15 protein-coding genes are annotated in these 15,604 nt (G+C 67.0%); 10 read left to right on the top strand and 5 right to left on the bottom strand.

Going from position 1 to position 15,604, the window contains the following annotated elements; translation table 11 throughout:
• Position 1: 1 nt before the first annotated feature.
• Positions 2–271, bottom strand: coding sequence for a DUF7553 family protein (locus NKJ34_RS03870; protein WP_253736940.1), 270 nt, complete (start codon positions 269–271; stop codon positions 2–4).
• Positions 272–313: 42 nt separating this feature from the next.
• Positions 314–2,068 carry a 2-succinyl-5-enolpyruvyl-6-hydroxy-3-cyclohexene-1-carboxylic-acid synthase gene (gene menD / locus NKJ34_RS03865; protein ID WP_253736939.1) on the bottom strand — a complete coding sequence of 585 codons (1,755 nt, stop codon included), beginning with the start codon at positions 2,066–2,068 and terminating at the stop codon, positions 314–316.
• Positions 2,069–2,347: 279 nt separating this feature from the next.
• Here menD and NKJ34_RS03860 point away from each other — a divergent pair, with 279 nt between their 5' ends.
• The 7 genes from NKJ34_RS03860 to NKJ34_RS03830 all read left to right on the top strand — a co-directional run bounded on the left by NKJ34_RS03860 (position 2,348) and on the right by NKJ34_RS03830 (position 10,528).
• Positions 2,348–3,688, top strand: coding sequence for an extracellular solute-binding protein (locus NKJ34_RS03860; RefSeq protein WP_253736938.1), 1,341 nt, complete (start codon positions 2,348–2,350; stop codon positions 3,686–3,688).
• 48 nt (positions 3,689–3,736) lie between these two features.
• Positions 3,737–4,729, top strand: a complete 993-nt coding sequence (locus NKJ34_RS03855; RefSeq protein ID WP_253736937.1) for a carbohydrate ABC transporter permease — start codon at positions 3,737–3,739, stop codon at positions 4,727–4,729.
• Positions 4,726–5,664: a carbohydrate ABC transporter permease gene (locus NKJ34_RS03850; RefSeq protein ID WP_253736936.1), complete on the top strand. Its 939-nt coding sequence runs from the start codon at positions 4,726–4,728 to the stop codon at positions 5,662–5,664. Before NKJ34_RS03855 ends, NKJ34_RS03850 begins: the two co-directional genes overlap by 4 nt.
• Positions 5,664–6,854, top strand: coding sequence for an ABC transporter ATP-binding protein (locus tag NKJ34_RS03845; RefSeq protein WP_253736934.1), 1,191 nt, complete (start codon positions 5,664–5,666; stop codon positions 6,852–6,854). Before NKJ34_RS03850 ends, NKJ34_RS03845 begins: the two co-directional genes overlap by 1 nt.
• 135 nt (positions 6,855–6,989) lie before the next feature.
• The gene (locus NKJ34_RS03840) at positions 6,990–8,078 is read left to right on the top strand and encodes a TrmB family transcriptional regulator (protein ID WP_253736932.1); all 1,089 of its coding nucleotides are present in this window, start codon (positions 6,990–6,992) and stop codon (positions 8,076–8,078) included.
• A 120-nt stretch (positions 8,079–8,198) separates the two neighbouring features.
• Positions 8,199–9,155, top strand: coding sequence for a carbohydrate kinase family protein (locus NKJ34_RS03835; RefSeq protein WP_253736931.1), 957 nt, complete (start codon positions 8,199–8,201; stop codon positions 9,153–9,155).
• The gene (locus tag NKJ34_RS03830; RefSeq protein WP_253736930.1) at positions 9,152–10,528 is read left to right on the top strand and encodes a glycoside hydrolase family 68 protein; all 1,377 of its coding nucleotides are present in this window, start codon (positions 9,152–9,154) and stop codon (positions 10,526–10,528) included. Before NKJ34_RS03835 ends, NKJ34_RS03830 begins: the two co-directional genes overlap by 4 nt.
• Positions 10,529–10,559: 31 nt before the next feature.
• Here the strand turns inward: NKJ34_RS03830 and NKJ34_RS03825 are convergent, their stop codons facing one another.
• The 3 genes from NKJ34_RS03825 to NKJ34_RS03815 form a co-directional block, all read right to left on the bottom strand.
• Positions 10,560–12,032 carry an isochorismate synthase gene (locus NKJ34_RS03825; protein ID WP_253736929.1) on the bottom strand — a complete coding sequence of 491 codons (1,473 nt, stop codon included), beginning with the start codon at positions 12,030–12,032 and terminating at the stop codon, positions 10,560–10,562.
• Between the two features lie 59 nt (positions 12,033–12,091).
• Positions 12,092–12,298 carry a hypothetical protein gene (locus NKJ34_RS03820; protein ID WP_253736928.1) on the bottom strand — a complete coding sequence of 69 codons (207 nt, stop codon included), beginning with the start codon at positions 12,296–12,298 and terminating at the stop codon, positions 12,092–12,094.
• Positions 12,299–12,373: 75 nt separating this feature from the next.
• Positions 12,374–12,967 (bottom strand): sulfite oxidase-like oxidoreductase, encoded by a 594-nt coding sequence (locus NKJ34_RS03815; RefSeq protein WP_253736927.1) that lies wholly within the window; start codon positions 12,965–12,967, stop codon positions 12,374–12,376.
• A 111-nt stretch (positions 12,968–13,078) separates the two neighbouring features.
• Between NKJ34_RS03815 and NKJ34_RS03810 the strand changes: the two genes are divergently transcribed.
• The 3 genes from NKJ34_RS03810 to NKJ34_RS03800 all read left to right on the top strand — a co-directional run bounded on the left by NKJ34_RS03810 (position 13,079) and on the right by NKJ34_RS03800 (position 15,592).
• Entirely contained in the window at positions 13,079–13,306 is a 228-nt protein-coding gene (locus NKJ34_RS03810; RefSeq protein ID WP_253736926.1) for a DUF7120 family protein, read from the top strand.
• Between the two features lie 61 nt (positions 13,307–13,367).
• The gene (locus tag NKJ34_RS03805) at positions 13,368–13,646 is read left to right on the top strand and encodes a UPF0058 family protein (protein WP_253736925.1); all 279 of its coding nucleotides are present in this window, start codon (positions 13,368–13,370) and stop codon (positions 13,644–13,646) included.
• A 29-nt stretch (positions 13,647–13,675) separates the two neighbouring features.
• Entirely contained in the window at positions 13,676–15,592 is a 1,917-nt protein-coding gene (locus NKJ34_RS03800; RefSeq protein WP_253736924.1) for a rhomboid family intramembrane serine protease, read from the top strand.
• Positions 15,593–15,604: the final 12 nt, after the last annotated feature.

Here is a 15,604-nt window from a genome sequence, read left to right as displayed (position 1 = left end):
GTTATACCCCTTCGACGGTTTTGCGATAGGCTTTGATCTGGCCGAGGGCGTCGTCGATGTGGTCGACGGCCTCGGGGTTGGCGGCCTCTTTCAGCTCTCGAAGCGTGTATTCGAGTCGTGCGAGCCGGCCGTGGTCGGGTCCCGGCTCGCGGCTGGCGAGGGTCGACAGCGTGTCGGCGGTCTCGGTAAGCTGGTGTCCCCGTTCGGCCGACGCTCGCTCGGCGGCCGCCCGGAGCGCGTCGCTGGCCTCGACGAGTGCGGTTCGAGCCATACCGCTGGCTTGGACCGCCACCAGCATAGCCCGTGTGGCCGATCAGTCGACCAGTCGGTCGACCGTCTCACGCTGCAGGTCGTCCCGCAGGTCGTGGCTCGCCGCCGCGTCGGTCCGGACCTCGATCACCTGCGAGCCCGCAGCCGCCACCGCCTCGGCGTAGGTCTCGCGGAACGCCTCGCGGTCGTCGACTCGTCGATAGTCGAACCCATACAGCTCGCCGGTCGGCTCGAAGTCGATCCCGTGTGGGGTCTTGAACTGACTCGTAAACGGCGGCTCGAAGTCCTCGATCGGCAGCATGTGGAAGATGCCGCCGCCGTCGTTGTTGACGAGGACGATCGTCGCCTCGACGTCGGCCCGCGCGAGCGCGAGCAGCCCATTCATGTCGTGGTAGTAGGCCAGATCGCCGATGACGAGCGTCACGTCGTCGGTCGTCCCATGGGCCGCCCCCAGCGCCGTCGAGACGATGCCGTCGATCCCCGACGCGCCACGGTTCCCGATCGCGGTCACCGATTTCGTCGACGGCATCCCGAACCGGTCGAGATCCCGGACCGGCATGCTGTTGGAGACGACCAGCGTCGACGGATCCGGGAGGCCATCGACCACGTCGGCGAGGATCCCACCCTCGAAGGGCTCGTCGGCGTGATCCGCGAGGACCTCGCCGTGTTCGGCATCCGCCCGCGTCCAGCGGTTCCGCCAGTCGGCGCTGCCGCCGCTGCGAACGATCTGTGAGAGGTGGCCACAGAGCCGGTCGGGATCGGCGACCACGAGATCGGTCGCCGTAAACTCGGCCTCGCGCCACGCGCCGGCGGGGTCGACGACCAACTGCCGTGCGTCGGTCCCCGCGAGGTACTTCCGTAGCGGTTTCGAGGTCGGCGATGCGCCCAGCCGGACGACGACCTCGGGATCGGGCCACGACTCGGTGACCGCGGTATTGACGTAGCCGTCGTAGCCGCCGATCACGGGTGCGGCGCGGGTATGGCCGCCGAACCGAAGCCCCGACAGCGGGTCGGCCAAAATGGGGAACCCCGTCGCATGCGAGAAGGCAGTGACGGCGTCGGCGGTGAGTCCCGGCGGATCGGCCGGCCCGGCGACGATCAGCCCGCGGTCGACCGACAGCTCCTCGGCCAGTTTCCGGAGGTCCCCATCGTCCAACTGCGGCTGGCCGACCGTCCGACGCACGAACGGCTCGTCGTCGCCGCGACCCATCGCGGCCAACCGCGAGAGATCGGCAGGCACGTCGCCGTCGACGGGCGTCGGCTCCAGCGGCTTTTTGAACGGGACGTTCAGGTGAACCGGTCCCGAGTGAGTCCCCTCGGCGGTGCCGACCGCCCGCGAGAGGTCGGTTCGCAGCGACCGGAGCGTCCGCTCGTCGGCGACCGGCTCGGGGAGGTCCTTGTACCACCGGACGGCGTCACCGTACAGTTTCTCCTGATCCACCGTCTGGTTCGCTCCCGAGTCCCGCAACTCCGGCGGCCGGTCGGCCGTCAACAGCAACAGCGGGACCCGGCCCTGACTGGCTTCGATCACCGCGGGGTGGTAGTTGGCCGCGGCCGTCCCCGAGGTCGAGATCAGCGGCGTCACCTCGCCGGTGCGGCGGGCCCGCCCCAGCGCGAAGTAGGCCGCCGAGCGTTCGTCGAGCGCCGAGACCGTCCGCAGGTCGTCGTGTTCGTCACAGGCGACCGTCAGCGGCGTCGACCGACTCCCCGGCGAGAGACAGACAGTGCGAACCCCGTTGCGAGCGAGTTCCGCAGCGATCGCTCGCCCCCAGAGCGTGTTCCGGTTCGGTGCAGTCATTAGCAGTCCCTTATCGCGGACGTTGATATGTCCGGCGTGTTTCCCGGCCGCGAGTCGCGAGGGATGCTGCGCGCGCTCGTGGGGGCAAGCCCAGCCGACGAAGCCGTAACTGTCAGTTCAGATATACGGGTCGCAATATTGAAACTGATGGCAAAAATATTTATGATTAATCATGTGGTATCTCTATTCACTGTGGTAAAGAAAGTAAATAAAAGGCGAAAGTCATCCACAGGGCCACTGTCCAGACGTCGGTTCGTCCAGGTAGCCGGGACGGCTGGCGTGGCCTCGCTGGCGGGCTGTTACGGCAGTGGTACCGAGGGCGTCGAGATCATGGGCAACCAGAGTATCGCCCAGAACCTCGACGTACAGGCGTTCTACGACGCCGGCGTCCCCGAGGACATCAGTATCGAACTCACTGCCGGGCCCGAGGAGACCGACGCGCGGGCCGAATCGTTCGTGACGGTGCTCGATGCCCAACAGGAGAAGCCGGACATCATGGTGATGGACAACGGGTGGACGATCCCGTTTATCGCCCGGGAGAACATCGTCAACCTCGAAGCCGAACTCGACGACTCGTTCGTCGACCGAGTTCGCTCCGAGAGCTTCGAGATGCTCGTCGAGACGGGGAGCCACCCAGAGACCGGCGAGCTGTGGGCGCTGCCCTTCTTCCCGGACTTCCCGACGATGCAGTACCGCAAGGACCTGTTCCGGGAGGAGGGCTACACCGACAGCGAGTTCGACCGCTGGTCGACCGATCCGCCATCGTGGGCCGAGTGGAGCAGCGCCGTCGCCGACGTCCACGACGGCGCCGACGTCGACTACGGCTACGTCTGGCAGGCCGACAGCTACCCCGGACTGTCGTGTTGTACGTTCAACGAACTGATGTCCTCCTACGGCGGGGCGTACTTCGGCGGGCTCGATACCCTCTTCGGGCCGGTCGGCGAGCGACCGATCACTGTCGAGGAGCCGCCGGTCATCGAGGCGCTCAACGTCGGCCGGGATATGGTCCACGGCACCAGCGACGCCACCCAGGACATTGCCCAGTGTTCGCCCAACGTGGTGTTCGGCTGGGCCGAACAGGAGACCGACGGCGCGTTCGTCGGCGACGCCAACGCGGTGGCGATGCGAAACTGGGTCTACACCATCGGACTGGCCGACGACCAGTTCACCGGCGATCAGGAACTCGGTGTGATGCCGATGCCCTACGGGGTGCCCGAGAGCGAGGCCCGCTACGACGGGCTCGGCGGGACCGCCGCCGCACTCGGGGGCTGGCTGATCGGGGTGAACCCCAACACCACCGATCTGGAGTCGACCCTGGAGGTCATCCGGGCGTTCCACTCCGAAGAAGTCCAGGAAGCCCAACTAAACGGACCGGGCTTTCTCCCCCATCAGCCGGATCTCGTCGAACGCCTCGCCGGCGACCATCCGGCCTTCGGCGACTACACCGAGACCCTGCGGCTGACGGGCGACAACACGGTCGCCCGGCCGGTGACGCCGGTGTGGTCACAACAGACCCAGCAGGCCTACCAGGAGATCAACGACGCCCTCCAGCGCAGAAAGTCGCCGTCCGAGGCGATGAACGACTTAGCGACCGCACTCGGCGAGTTGGAGAACATCTAGCGAGGTCGACCCAAACCATGCACCAATCACACACTAGCGGAGGCGACCATGGCAACTGAACAACGACAAGGCTACGGCTTCAGTCCGGTCTCGCGCTCGCTCAACTGGATGGAGAACCTCAGCGAGGAGTCGTACGCATACGTGCTGTTGGCACCGGCGTTTGCCGTCCTGACGGCGATCGCCCTGTGGCCGCTGTGGCGCACGTTCAGGGTGTCGCTGTTCGAAGACAACCTCTTCGGCACCGCGAAAACCGGCGGCTTCGTCGGCCTCGAAAACTACGTGAACGTCCTCACCAACCAGAACCCGCTGCTGTCGCGACCGCTGATCGATTTCACCGGCGGTACCCCGTTTTTCCGCCAGGCGCTGCTGGTCACCCTCGCGTTCGCGATCCTCAGTGTCGTCTTCGAGACGCTAATCGGGTTCGGACAGGCCTACATCATGTCGAAGGAGTACCGCGGTCGACGCTGGGTTCGCGTCTCGATCATCCTCCCGTGGGCAATCGCGATCGTCATTCAGGGGATGCTGTTCTTCCTGCTGTTCAACCCCTCCGTGGGGTTCCTCTCGGACCCACTCCAGTGGATCGGCCTCTTCGGCTCGAACCCCCTGACCAGTAGTTCGAACGCGTTCGTGATCGTCACTGTCGCCGACATCTGGAAGACCTCGGCGTTCATGGCGCTGCTCATCCTCGCGGGGATGCAGAGCGTCGACAAGAGCCTCTACGACGTCGCGGAGGTCGCTGGCGCATCGCCGCTCCAGCGGTTCCGCCACATCACCCTGCCGCTGATCTTCCCGGCACTGATGGTCGCCATGCTGTTCCGGACCATCGACGCCATGCGCATCTACGGCATCATCGAAGCATCGGGGGCTGGCTGCGGCACCGTGCCCTCGCTGTCGTGTCTGGTCGTCGACACCATGTTCGGCACCACCCAGGCCTACGCCTCTGCGGCGACGATCGCCTTCCTCACGGCGACGATCATCGCGCTGGTGATCGTCGGCTATCTGGTCGCACTCAAGCTGAGTCCACGGGGGTCCTACCAATGAGTCAAGCGACACAGCAGGAGCGTCCCGACGACGAACCCCGCGGTGCGTTCACCAACTGGGTCGACAGCGCGATCAAGAACCCGGAGAAGGTCTACCGCGCGATGTTCTTCGTCGTGGTGATCTTCTTCCTGCTGACGACGCTGTTCCCGCTGTACTGGCTGACGATGATCGCGCTGTCGGATAGCAACCGCGTCAGCGAAGGCGTCGGCCTGCTGCCGACGGGGTTCGACCCCGGATCCTTTGTCGAGATCTTCCAGCAGATCCCACTGCATCTCTACCTGTTCAACAGCTTCGTGTTCGCGACGCTGACGACGATCTTCGTGTTGATCATCGCCAGCCTCGCGGGCTACGCCTTCGGTCGACTCCAGTTCCGGGGCAAGCGGACGCTGCTGTTGACCGTCCTCGTGATCAGCTTCTTCCCTCCGGCCTCGTTCTTCATCCCGCTGTTCCAACTGTTTAGCCAGCAGATCTCCTTCCTCGGGCTGACGCCACCCGAACTGTACAGCACGCCCGGCGGCGTCGTCATCCCGCTGAGTGCGATCTTCATGCCGCTGGCGATCTTCATCCTCACCACCTTTTACGGGCAGATCCCCGACGGACTCGAAGACGCCGCCCGCATCGAGGGGACGACCCGGCTCGGCGCGCTGTTCCGCGTGATCGTCCCGCTGTCGGCCCCTGGCGTCGCCACGGCAGGCATCCTGACGTTCATCGCGGTCTACAACGAGTTCTTCTTTTCGTTCCTGATGACCGGCGCACAGGCCCAAGACTGGGCCCCGATCGTCGACGGCATCATCTCCTACCAGTCGCAGTTCCAGATCCGGTACGACCTGATGGCGGCCGCCAGCATCGTCGCGGTCGTCCCCGTGGCGATCCTCGTGGTCGTCGCACAGGAAAAGATCGTCAGCGGACTCACCTCCGGAGCACTGAAAGAATAATGGCAACCATCACCCTCCAGAACATCAGAAAAGAGTACGGTAGCGACGTCGCGATAGAGAACATGAACCTCGACATCAGGGACGGCGAGTTCGTCACGCTCGTCGGCCCCTCGGGCTGTGGGAAGTCGACCACGATCGAGATGATCGCGGGGTTGACCAAACCCACCTCGGGAACCATTCGAATTGGCGAGCGTGACGTGACGGCCCTCCCGCCGAAGGACCGGGGGATCGCGATGGTGTTCCAGAACATCGCGCTGTTCCCCCACAAGGACGTCTACGACAACATCTCCTTCGGCCTCCAGTTGCGGGACTTCGACAAAGCGGAGATGGATCGACGCGTCGAAGAGGCCGCCGACACCGTCCAACTCAACGGGATGTTAGACCGGATGCCCAGCGAGATGTCCGGCGGCCAGCGCCAGCGTGTCGCCATCGCCCGCGCCATCGTCCGGGAGCCCGACGTGTTCCTGATGGACGAACCCCTCGCGAATCTCGACGCCGAACTCCGGGTCCACATGCGGACCCAACTCCAGCGGCTCCACAGCAAACTGGATACGACCATCGTCTACGTCACCCACGATCAGGCCCAGGCGATGACGATGTCCAACCGGATCGCCGTCATCAACGACGGTCGACTCCAGCAGATCGACCCGCCGCTGACGTGTTACCACGAGCCGGCGAACCGCTTTGTCGCTGGCTTCATCGGCTCGCCCGCGATGAACTTCATGAGGGGCGAGATCACCCCGACCGGCTTCGAGTCCGAGTCTGGACGTGTCGACGTCGAATTCGATCCAGCCGCCATTGGCGTCTCGACCGGTCAGGACGTGACCCTCGGCGTGCGCCCGGAGCACGTGATCCCGGTCGAGAACGCCGTCGGCGAGGTGACCGCGCCGGTCGAGACCTACACCGACGTGATGGAGCCGATGGGCGACGAGATCTTCGTCTATCTCGTCACCAGTCGGGGCGAAACCGTCGACATGGAAGACCCCAGCGCCAGCGGCCAGATCCTGATGAACGTCGGTCCCGAGACCCCAGTGGAGGCAGACCAGCAGCTCTCAGTGGTCTTCGATAAGACGAACCTCCATCTGTTCGACGCCGATACGGAGGAGGCACTCGCCCACGGGCTGGCCGAGCCCGTTCGGGTCGACACCGGCACCACCAGCGCGGACGCCGAAGCCGAATCCGACGACTGACGACGATCCTCGCAGTGCGCGCGGGGTCGACCGGCCGTCCGGCGGGACCGAGCCGGCGGCCTCACCGGTAGCCGGCGGGCTGGGCCGACGACGAATGACGAATTCTTTAGGTGTGTCGATACCATCCGGCAACCAATGGACACCGAACGGTTCATATCTGTCTTGGAGGAAGCGGGGCTCTCGCCCTACGAGGCGCAGGTGTACGCTACCCTGCTGGAGTTGGGGACGGCTTCGGCGACCGAGATCGCCGACGAAAGCGGGGTCCCCGGCCCCCGAATCTACGACGTGCTTCGGTCGCTGGCCGACCGTGGGTACGCCGAGACCTACGAGCAGGACACCCTGCAGGCGCGGGCTCACGATCCCGAAGCGGTGTTGGCGGACCTCCGAGACCGGGCCGATCAGTTCGAAGCCGCCGCCGAGGAGATCGAGACCCGGTGGGAACAGCCCGAACTCAAACACAACAAGGTCAGCATCGTCAAGCGCTTCGAGACCGTGCTGGACCGAACCCGACAGTTCATCGAGGACGCGACCCACCAGATCCACCTCTCGGCCAGCCTCGACGACATTACGGCGCTCCGGCCGGCGCTCCGGGCGGCCCACGACCGCGGCGTGGCGGTCCATCTCTCGCTCCACACCGCCGACAGCGAGGCCCTGCCGGCGGCCGACACCTTCGAGGGGATCGCCCGAGAAGTCCGAGCCCGCCGGCTGCCGTCGCCCTTCGTCGCCCTCGTCGACCGCCAGCAGACCTGCTTTTTCCACCACCCTGACGCGGTAGACCAGTACGGGATCCTCGTCGACGACCGAACCCACAGCTACGTCTTCCACTGGTACTTCCTCGCCAGCCTCTGGGAACACTGCGAGACGATCTACTCCGAGCGGCCCACCGACCTCCCGATCGAATACGTCGACATCCGGCGGCTGGTCGCCGACATCGCCCCGGTGGTCGACGACGGCGTCACCGTAGCGGTCAGTATCGAGGGCAACGACACAGACACCGGCGAACCCGTCTCCTGTACCGGTACCGTCACCGACACCGAGTACGCGACCAGTATCGACACGGGCGACAGCCACTCGCAGGTCGCCGGCCAAGCCACTCTCTACGTCGAGACCGACGACGGCGAAGTCAGCGTCGGCGGCTGGGGGGCGATCATCGAGGACATCGAAGCCACCCGGATCGTCGTCGAGGACGCCGACGCCCCGGTCGACCTCGGTCGGTCGATATAGCGTTTACAACACCGATTGTATATCTTCAGGCTTTATTATCGACCGTGATAGACCGTTGGCTATCATGCGAGACCAGCCGACCGACCCCTCACCGACTGACCGCGACCACTGGACGGACCGATGACCGAGCACTCGATTCTCGTAGCCGGCGAGACGTTGATCGACTTCATCCCCGATACCGCGGGCCCCCTCTCGGGGGTCGAGACGTTCCACCGCCGGGCCGGCGGCGCGCCGGCCAACGTCGCCGTCGGGCTGGCCAGACTCGGCGAGACGCCCGGACTCTGTACCACGCTGTCGACCGATCCCTTCGGCGACTTTTTGGCCGACCGCCTCGCCGCGGAGGGGATCCCTGAGGCGTTTATTACGCGGGTCGACAACCCGACGGCGCTGGCGTTCGTCAGCCACGCCGCCGACGGCGACCGCGAGTTCAGCTTCCACCGCGAGCGGACCGCCGACACGGTGCTCCAGACCGACGTCGTCGACACGACGGCGCTGGCGGCGGCCGACTGGCTGGTCGTCGGTGGCGTGGCGCTGTCGGCCGAACCCGCCCGCTCGGCGGTGTTCGAACTGGTCGACCGGGCCCGCGAGGCGGGCTGTCGGATCGTCTTCGACCCCAACACCCGTCCCGAACTATGGGACGACGACCTCGCGTTGACCCTCGAACGGATGCTCCTGCGGACCGACCTGCTGAAAGCGACCCGTGAGGACTTCGCGTCGACGGCGCTACTCGACGCCGAGGCGGGGTTCGCCGATCAGTTGCTCGATATGGGTCCTGACACCGTGCTCGTAACCGAGGGCAGCAAGGGGGCCCGCCTCGTCGCCGGCCCCGACTCGCCGTGGGGGGCCGGCGAGTGGCATCACGCCGGCTACGATCTCGATGCCACCGACACCACCGGCGCGGGCGACGCCTTCCTCGCGGGGACGCTCGCCGCCCTCGCGGAGGGCGACGGCCCGACTGATCCCGAGTCGGCGCTGGCGTTCGCCAACGCGGTCGCCGCGGTCTCGACGACCGCCGCCGGCGCGATGGCCGCCCTGCCCGACCGAGCAACCGTCGACGAACGCTACGAGGAGCCATGAACGAGGACCTCGCCGACCGGGAGTGGCCCCGCTGGGAGCCCGCAGGCCCCATCGAACGCACACCCGGCACCGTCGCCCCGCCGACTGACCGCCCGGCGACCGACCCTGCTCCCGACTACCACGTCTGGGATTCGTGGCCCCTCCGGAGCCGGGACGGCACGATCGCAACCATCGATGGCTGGCGGATCCTGATCGCGCTGACCGCGCCGGCCGACGTGACGCCGGGCGAACGCCACGACATCGCCACCCATCGGTACTTCGTCTCCCGTGACGGCCGCCAGTGGGTCGACCGTGGCCCGGTCTTCGAGACGGGCCTCGGCACTCGCCAGTGGGCCGGCTCGGCGCTCCTCGACGGCGATGACTGTTACCTGTTCTATACGGCCGCCGGCGACCCGGCGGCCGACGCGGTGACCGACTCCCAGCGGCTCGCGGTCGCCCACGGCGGTCGGGTCGAGGTCGACGCCGATGAGTCGGTCGACGACGCGGACGGTTCGGCCAGCGAATCGGTCGACGAGTCGGCCAGCGCCGGTCCGACCATCGAGGGGCCGTGGACCCACGAGATCCTCTTGGAGCCCGACGGCACTTACTACGAGACCCAAGCGCAGGCCGGTGCGATGACCTACACCTTCCGGGATCCGTGGTTCTTCGAGGATCCCGCGACCGGCCGGTGTCATCTGCTGTTCGAGTCCAACACCCCGGCGGCGGCCGACGCCTGCGGCGGCGACGCCGCCAAACAGGCGTTCAACGGCTGTGTCGGCCGCGCGGTCTCGCCGACCGGCGACCCCCTAGAGTGGGAGTTCCGCCCGCCGATCTTCGACAGCGTCTGTGTCAATCAGGAGATCGAACGCCCCCACGTCGTCGTCGACGAGGGCCGCTACTACCTCTTCGTCTCCAGTCACGTCGACACCTTCGCGCCTGGACGCGCTGGCTACGACGCGCTGTACGGCTTCGTCGCCGACTCGCTGTGTGGCGACTACCGTCCGCTGAACGGTTCGGGACTGGTCGTGACCAACCCGGCGACCGCACCGTTTCAGGCCTACTCGTGGCTGGCGGTCGGCCACGACGACGAACTGCTCGTGACGAGCTTCCTCAACTATCCCGACTTCGACGGCGACTCCCTCGACGGCATCGCCGCCATGTCGCCGGCCGAACAGCGCCGGCAGTTCGCCGGCACACTGACCCCGACGCTCCGCGTGGCCGTCGACGGCGACCGAACCCGGATCCGGGGCTCTCTCGACCACTGGCAGCTCCCGACGGTCGACGAACCGTTGCCGGCGATCGAGTCGCCGTGGGAGCCGCCGGCGGCGGTCCTCGACGACGAGCCGGGCCGGACCCGCGAGGACGGTCGACGCACCGAGGGTCCATACTGGTAACATCGCCGGCAGTCCGCCGCCTGCGGCCCCGTTATGCCGATTCGAGTTCGTCGAGGATCGGCCGGAACTTGAGTTCGACCTCGTCCCACTCCCGATCAGGGTCGCTGTCGCCGACGATGCCGACGCCTGCAAACAGGGTCGCCAGCCGCCGAGTTGCCACCGCCGACCGGAGGCCGACGGCGAAAGTGCCGTTGCCCGCGGCGTCGACCCAGCCGATCGGGGCGGCGTACCACCCACGGTCGAACGGCTCGGTCTCCCGGATGGTTTCCAGTGCCGCATCCGGCGGCAGCCCGCCGACCGCGGGGGTCGGATGCAGCGCCTCGACCAACGACAAGACGTGGGTATCGGCGGCGAGTTCGGCCGTAATCGGGGTGTGGATGTGCTGGACCGTCGCGAGCCGCTTGACCTGCCGATCGCCGGTCGAGACCGAGGCGGCAAAGGGAGCCAGTTGGTCGCGGATCGTCTCGGCGACCAGTTCGTGTTCGTGGACGTTCTTGGCGTCGGCCAGCAGTTCCTCGGCGAGCCACTCGTCTTCGGCCGGGGTCTCCCCGCGGCCCGTGGTCCCCGCCAAGGCGTCAGTCTCGACGGTCCGACCCCGCAGCGAGACCAGTCGCTCGGGGGTCGCCCCGAAGAACGCCGGCGGCTCGGGCCCTGCCGGCTCGATGAGGAACCGGGTACAGGAGGGGTATTTCTCGCCGAGCCGCGAGAGGATGTCGCCGACAGCGAGGTCCGCCGCGAGGTCGACCTCCAGCGCCTGTGCGAGGACGACCTTCCGGAGATCCCCCGTCGTGATGCGGTCGGTGGCCGTCGTGACCCCCGTCCGCCACGACTCGGGAGTGGTGGTCCGCCGGCGGCCGTCGATCCCCGGTCGGGGGGTCTCGGGGGCCGCCGCGGGCAGCGATCCCAGCCGCTCGCGTTCGGTCTCGATCCGTGCTTCGACTGCCGCGACCGACGCCTCGGGGCCGACCGCGTTGACCGTCAGCCACGGCCCCCGATCGGTGATCGTCACCTGCACGCGAGGGAACACGAACCGTGCGTCGGGGAACGCCGCCCACGGCGAGGTCGACTCACCGCCGGCGGCCGTCCGGTCGCTGGTCGCCGTGTCCGCAGAGGTGGCCGCCGCGTTCTCGGCACTGGTCGACTCGCCGCCGTCTGCTGCGGACTCGGCGGCCGTCTCGACGGTCGCTGCATCGCCGGCAGGGCCCTCAGCGTGGAAGGTAAACCCGCCGAACAGCCGGGGACAGGCGGCCTCGGTGCCGGCGTGGACGTCACCCGACGAAAAGAGGGATTCGGCGGCTTCGCGGATCTGATCGAACCGGTTGGGGCCCCTCGCGGTGAGCGTCGCCGCCGCGCCGCCGGCGAGCACCGTGGCTTCTCCGACCCCGTCCCAGACGGTCCGTGGCCGATCCAGTGCGTCGAGAACCGCCCGAAACGACGGCGATCCGGCTTCGAGCCGCACCGACCGGCTTACGAGCCGGCAGTCGGCAGCGCGCGGCGACTCCATTGGGAACTACTCGGAACTCCGGACTCTTGAGGGTGACTATCGGTCGAGAGGTGCAGTCGCTACTCGATCAGGGGGTCGGTTCCGTACCGGATCTCGAAGATGTGAGCCATCAGCGTCGCGTAGGTGACAGCCGACAGCACGAAGGTGGCAGTCCCCAATTCGTCGAAAATCAGCAGTTCGAACGTGCCAACAAGCACGAATGTCGACAGCAGTGAGACACTGAGCAGTCCGAGTGGACGGCGGAGATGACCCGGATTCAGTTCCATACGACCGTATTTTTGATCAACGAATTGAATGTTGTGGTCGACCGAAGTTATCCGTACCGCTTCTCAGCTCACAACTCACCCGTACCGCTCCTCGTTCCACGGATCGGCCGTCGACGAATAGCCGCGCTGTTCCCAGTACCCCGGCTCCCGCTCGGTCAGAAACTCGACACCGGTCACCCACTTCGCCCCCTTGTAGGCGTACTTGTGGGGGGTGACCACCCGCAGCGGGCCGCCGTGGTCGGCGGGCAGGGACTCGCCGTCGTAGCCGTAGGCCAGCAGTACCTCCTCGCGCATGCAGTCCGCAAGCGGGAGGTCGGTCGTGTAGCCGTCGGCCGCGTGGAACATGACGTGGCTCGCCGCCCCGTCGACGCCCGCCCGCTCGGCGAGCGTCGGAAACGAGACACCAGTAAACTGGCAGTCGAACTTGCTCCAGCCGGTCACACAGTGGAAGTCCTGTCGCTGGGTCTCGCTGGGGAGCGCCCGAAACTCCGCGAGGGAGAACGCCAGCGTCTCCTCGACCGCGCCGAAGACCTCGATGCGCCACTCTGAGGGGTCGGCCGCCGGCGTGCCGCCCTTCGAGAGCACCGGAAAGCCGTCGGTCAACTGTTGGCCCGGCGGCAGCCGCTCGTCGCCGAATTCGGTGTACAGATCGGTCACGTCGTCGACCATACACTCACGAAGGGTTCGGTGGCCGTATATATACCGCCACACCCGGATATACAGCCGGTTGGGAACGCCGGAGGTTTTAAATGGGCACTCCGGTAACTCCAGCACGTTCAGATGCCGAAAGTCGAAATCAACATCCCCGAACACCTAGAGATGCAGATCGCTCAGCTGGTCGACCAAGGCGAGTTCCTCAACCGCGAGGAGGCGATCGAGAACCTACTGTCGACCGGGATGAAAGCCTACAAAACGAGCGGTCCGATGGACGACGAGCCCGGCTCGAATTCCGGCTCCGGGTTCGAGGACGACGGGATGATGGGTCACGACGACGAATACGTCTTCTGACCGACACCTATGGGGTAGTCTCCCAACAACCCTTAACTGCCGACCGTCCATACGGGCAGCCATGCATAAAGACGAACTGCTGGAGCTCCACGAGGAGATGGTCACCATCATGGAGAGCTTTCGCGCCCAGGAGTCGGTCGACTCCTCGCTGTTCGATCCCTACGACGAACTGAGCGTCGAGCCCGACCACGTCCACAAATCCAAAACCGAGCACAAACACGCCGTCTTCGTGCTGGGCAATGCCTTGGCCACGGCGATGAGCGAAGACGAGTTCTCGAACGCCGGCCGGGTCGGCAAGCGGATGAAGGAGTTGGCCGACGACGCCGAGAGCAAACTGTAGCCGTGTCGACACCCCGCGCCCGCCGGTAGATGACCCCGTTCGCTGGCGGCCCCACGCTGCTCGCTGCGGCCGTTGAGGCGGCGCTCGCCGGCCTGCCGCTCCAGCGGCTCCTCCTGCTGGCTGGGGGCCTGCTGGCGGTCGGCACGCTGCTGGCGCTTTCCCCCCGACCCGCCCGGCTGGTCGACCCCCTGACCGGCCGGCTGCTCTACGGCGTCCCGTGGGGCACCCTCACTGTCTGCGGTCTCCTCCTTGCGGTCTACTACGGCCTGCAGGCCGGTCTCTCGACCCCCAACGACCCGATCGTGTTGCCGTTCCGCGCCTGGAGCTACTTCGATCCGACCGGAATGGTCGTCGCGGGCTTCGCCCACGCGGGCGTCGGCCACCTCACCGGCAATCTGCTGGGAACGCTGGTGTTCGGCTCGCTGGCGGAGTTCCGGTGGGGTCACTACACCGACCACCAGCGCTCGGGGGCGCTCGGTCGACTCCGGAGCCATCCGGTCGGCCGCGCGCTCGTCGTCTTCCCGGCTGCAGTCGTGCTGTTCGGCGTCGTTAGCACGCTGGTGGCGCTGGGGCCAGTGATCGGCTTTTCGACGACCGTTTTCGCCTTCGCCGGCTTCGCCATCGTTCGCTACCCGATTCTCACGATCGTCGCTGGCGTCGGCCAAGGAGTCCTCGGACGCCTCCTCGAGGCGGTCCGACTCCCCCAGCAGGTGGCGGTCGCCGAGGCCAGCTACAGCACGCCGTGGTTCGCCACGATCGCTATTCAGGGCCACATGCTGGGGTTTTTGCTCGGTGTCGTGGCCGGGATCGGGCTGCTCCGGCTCCGCGATGAGTCGCCGCCGCCGGTAATCCACGTCTGGATTGGGGTGCTGTTGTTCGCGGTCTCCCGATCGCTGTGGGCGATTTACTGGTTTCGTGGCGGGGAGACCTACGTGCTGTACCGGGCAGTCGGGCTGGCGCTGGTGTTCGGCCTCGTGGCGATCGTGACCTACGGCGTCGTCGCCCGCGACCGACCGCTGTTTTCGGCGGTCGACGCCGCCAGTCGCGACCGCTCGCTCGGCGCTGCGATCGCCCCAGCCAGCCGCGACTGGCTCGGCGAGTTCGGCTCGATCACCCACCGACAGGTCGGATTGCTGGCCGTCGTCGTCGCCTGCTCGGTCGTCGTCGGGCCGGCGATCCCGGTCAACCTCACGACCGCCGGCGACGCCCCCCTGCCGGGCGACCCTATCGAGATCGAGGGCTACGAGGTCACTTACGGCGAAAACGTCCCCGACGGCCAGCTCAGCGTGATCCCCGCCGCGCTGGCCGGCGATCGGGGCGGCTACAACACCTCGGGGGTGATCGTCCGCAACACCGACCGCCACATCTGGTCGACCGATACCACGACCGGCGAACTCGCCGCCGACGGCCGGTCGACCGTCCGGCTCGGCGGCCTCGGGTGGCAGGAGACAGTGACCGCCACCCGGATCGGCTGGCAGGCTACCGGCGGTGGGATGGCCTACCAGATTCGGCTGGCCCACGACAACGAGAGCCGCCCGGTCTTCGCCTCTGGACCTGCCCGCGCCGAACCCGTCGTCGCCGGCCACCGGCTGGCGATCAACGCGACTGACACCGGCTTCGGCGTCGACATCGAACCGGTCGAGTCGACGAACGCGACCGACACCGGTGGCAACGCCACTGACACCGACGGGAACGCCACCGACACGGGAGACGATCTCTCGGCAAACGGGACCGACACCACGGGCGACGGCCCCGCGAACGAGACCGACGCCGGCGAGGAAATCGTTCTCGAAAACGTGACCAGTGATTCAGTCCGGGCCGTCGACGTGCCGCTGCCGGCCGCCGGCGAGTCGGTGACCGTCGGCCCCATCCGGCTGCTCAACCGCGACGACCGGCTGTTCGCCATTCATCGCGGGACCGTCGTCCGCGTCGCGCGGAAAGCCTGAGCCGTCGTGGGT

The sequence above is a fragment of the Halohasta salina genome (assembly GCF_024178165.1).
GTDB classification, from domain to species: domain Archaea; phylum Halobacteriota; class Halobacteria; order Halobacteriales; family Haloferacaceae; genus Halohasta; species Halohasta salina.
This window is presented reverse-complemented; position numbering and strand designations above follow the sequence as displayed.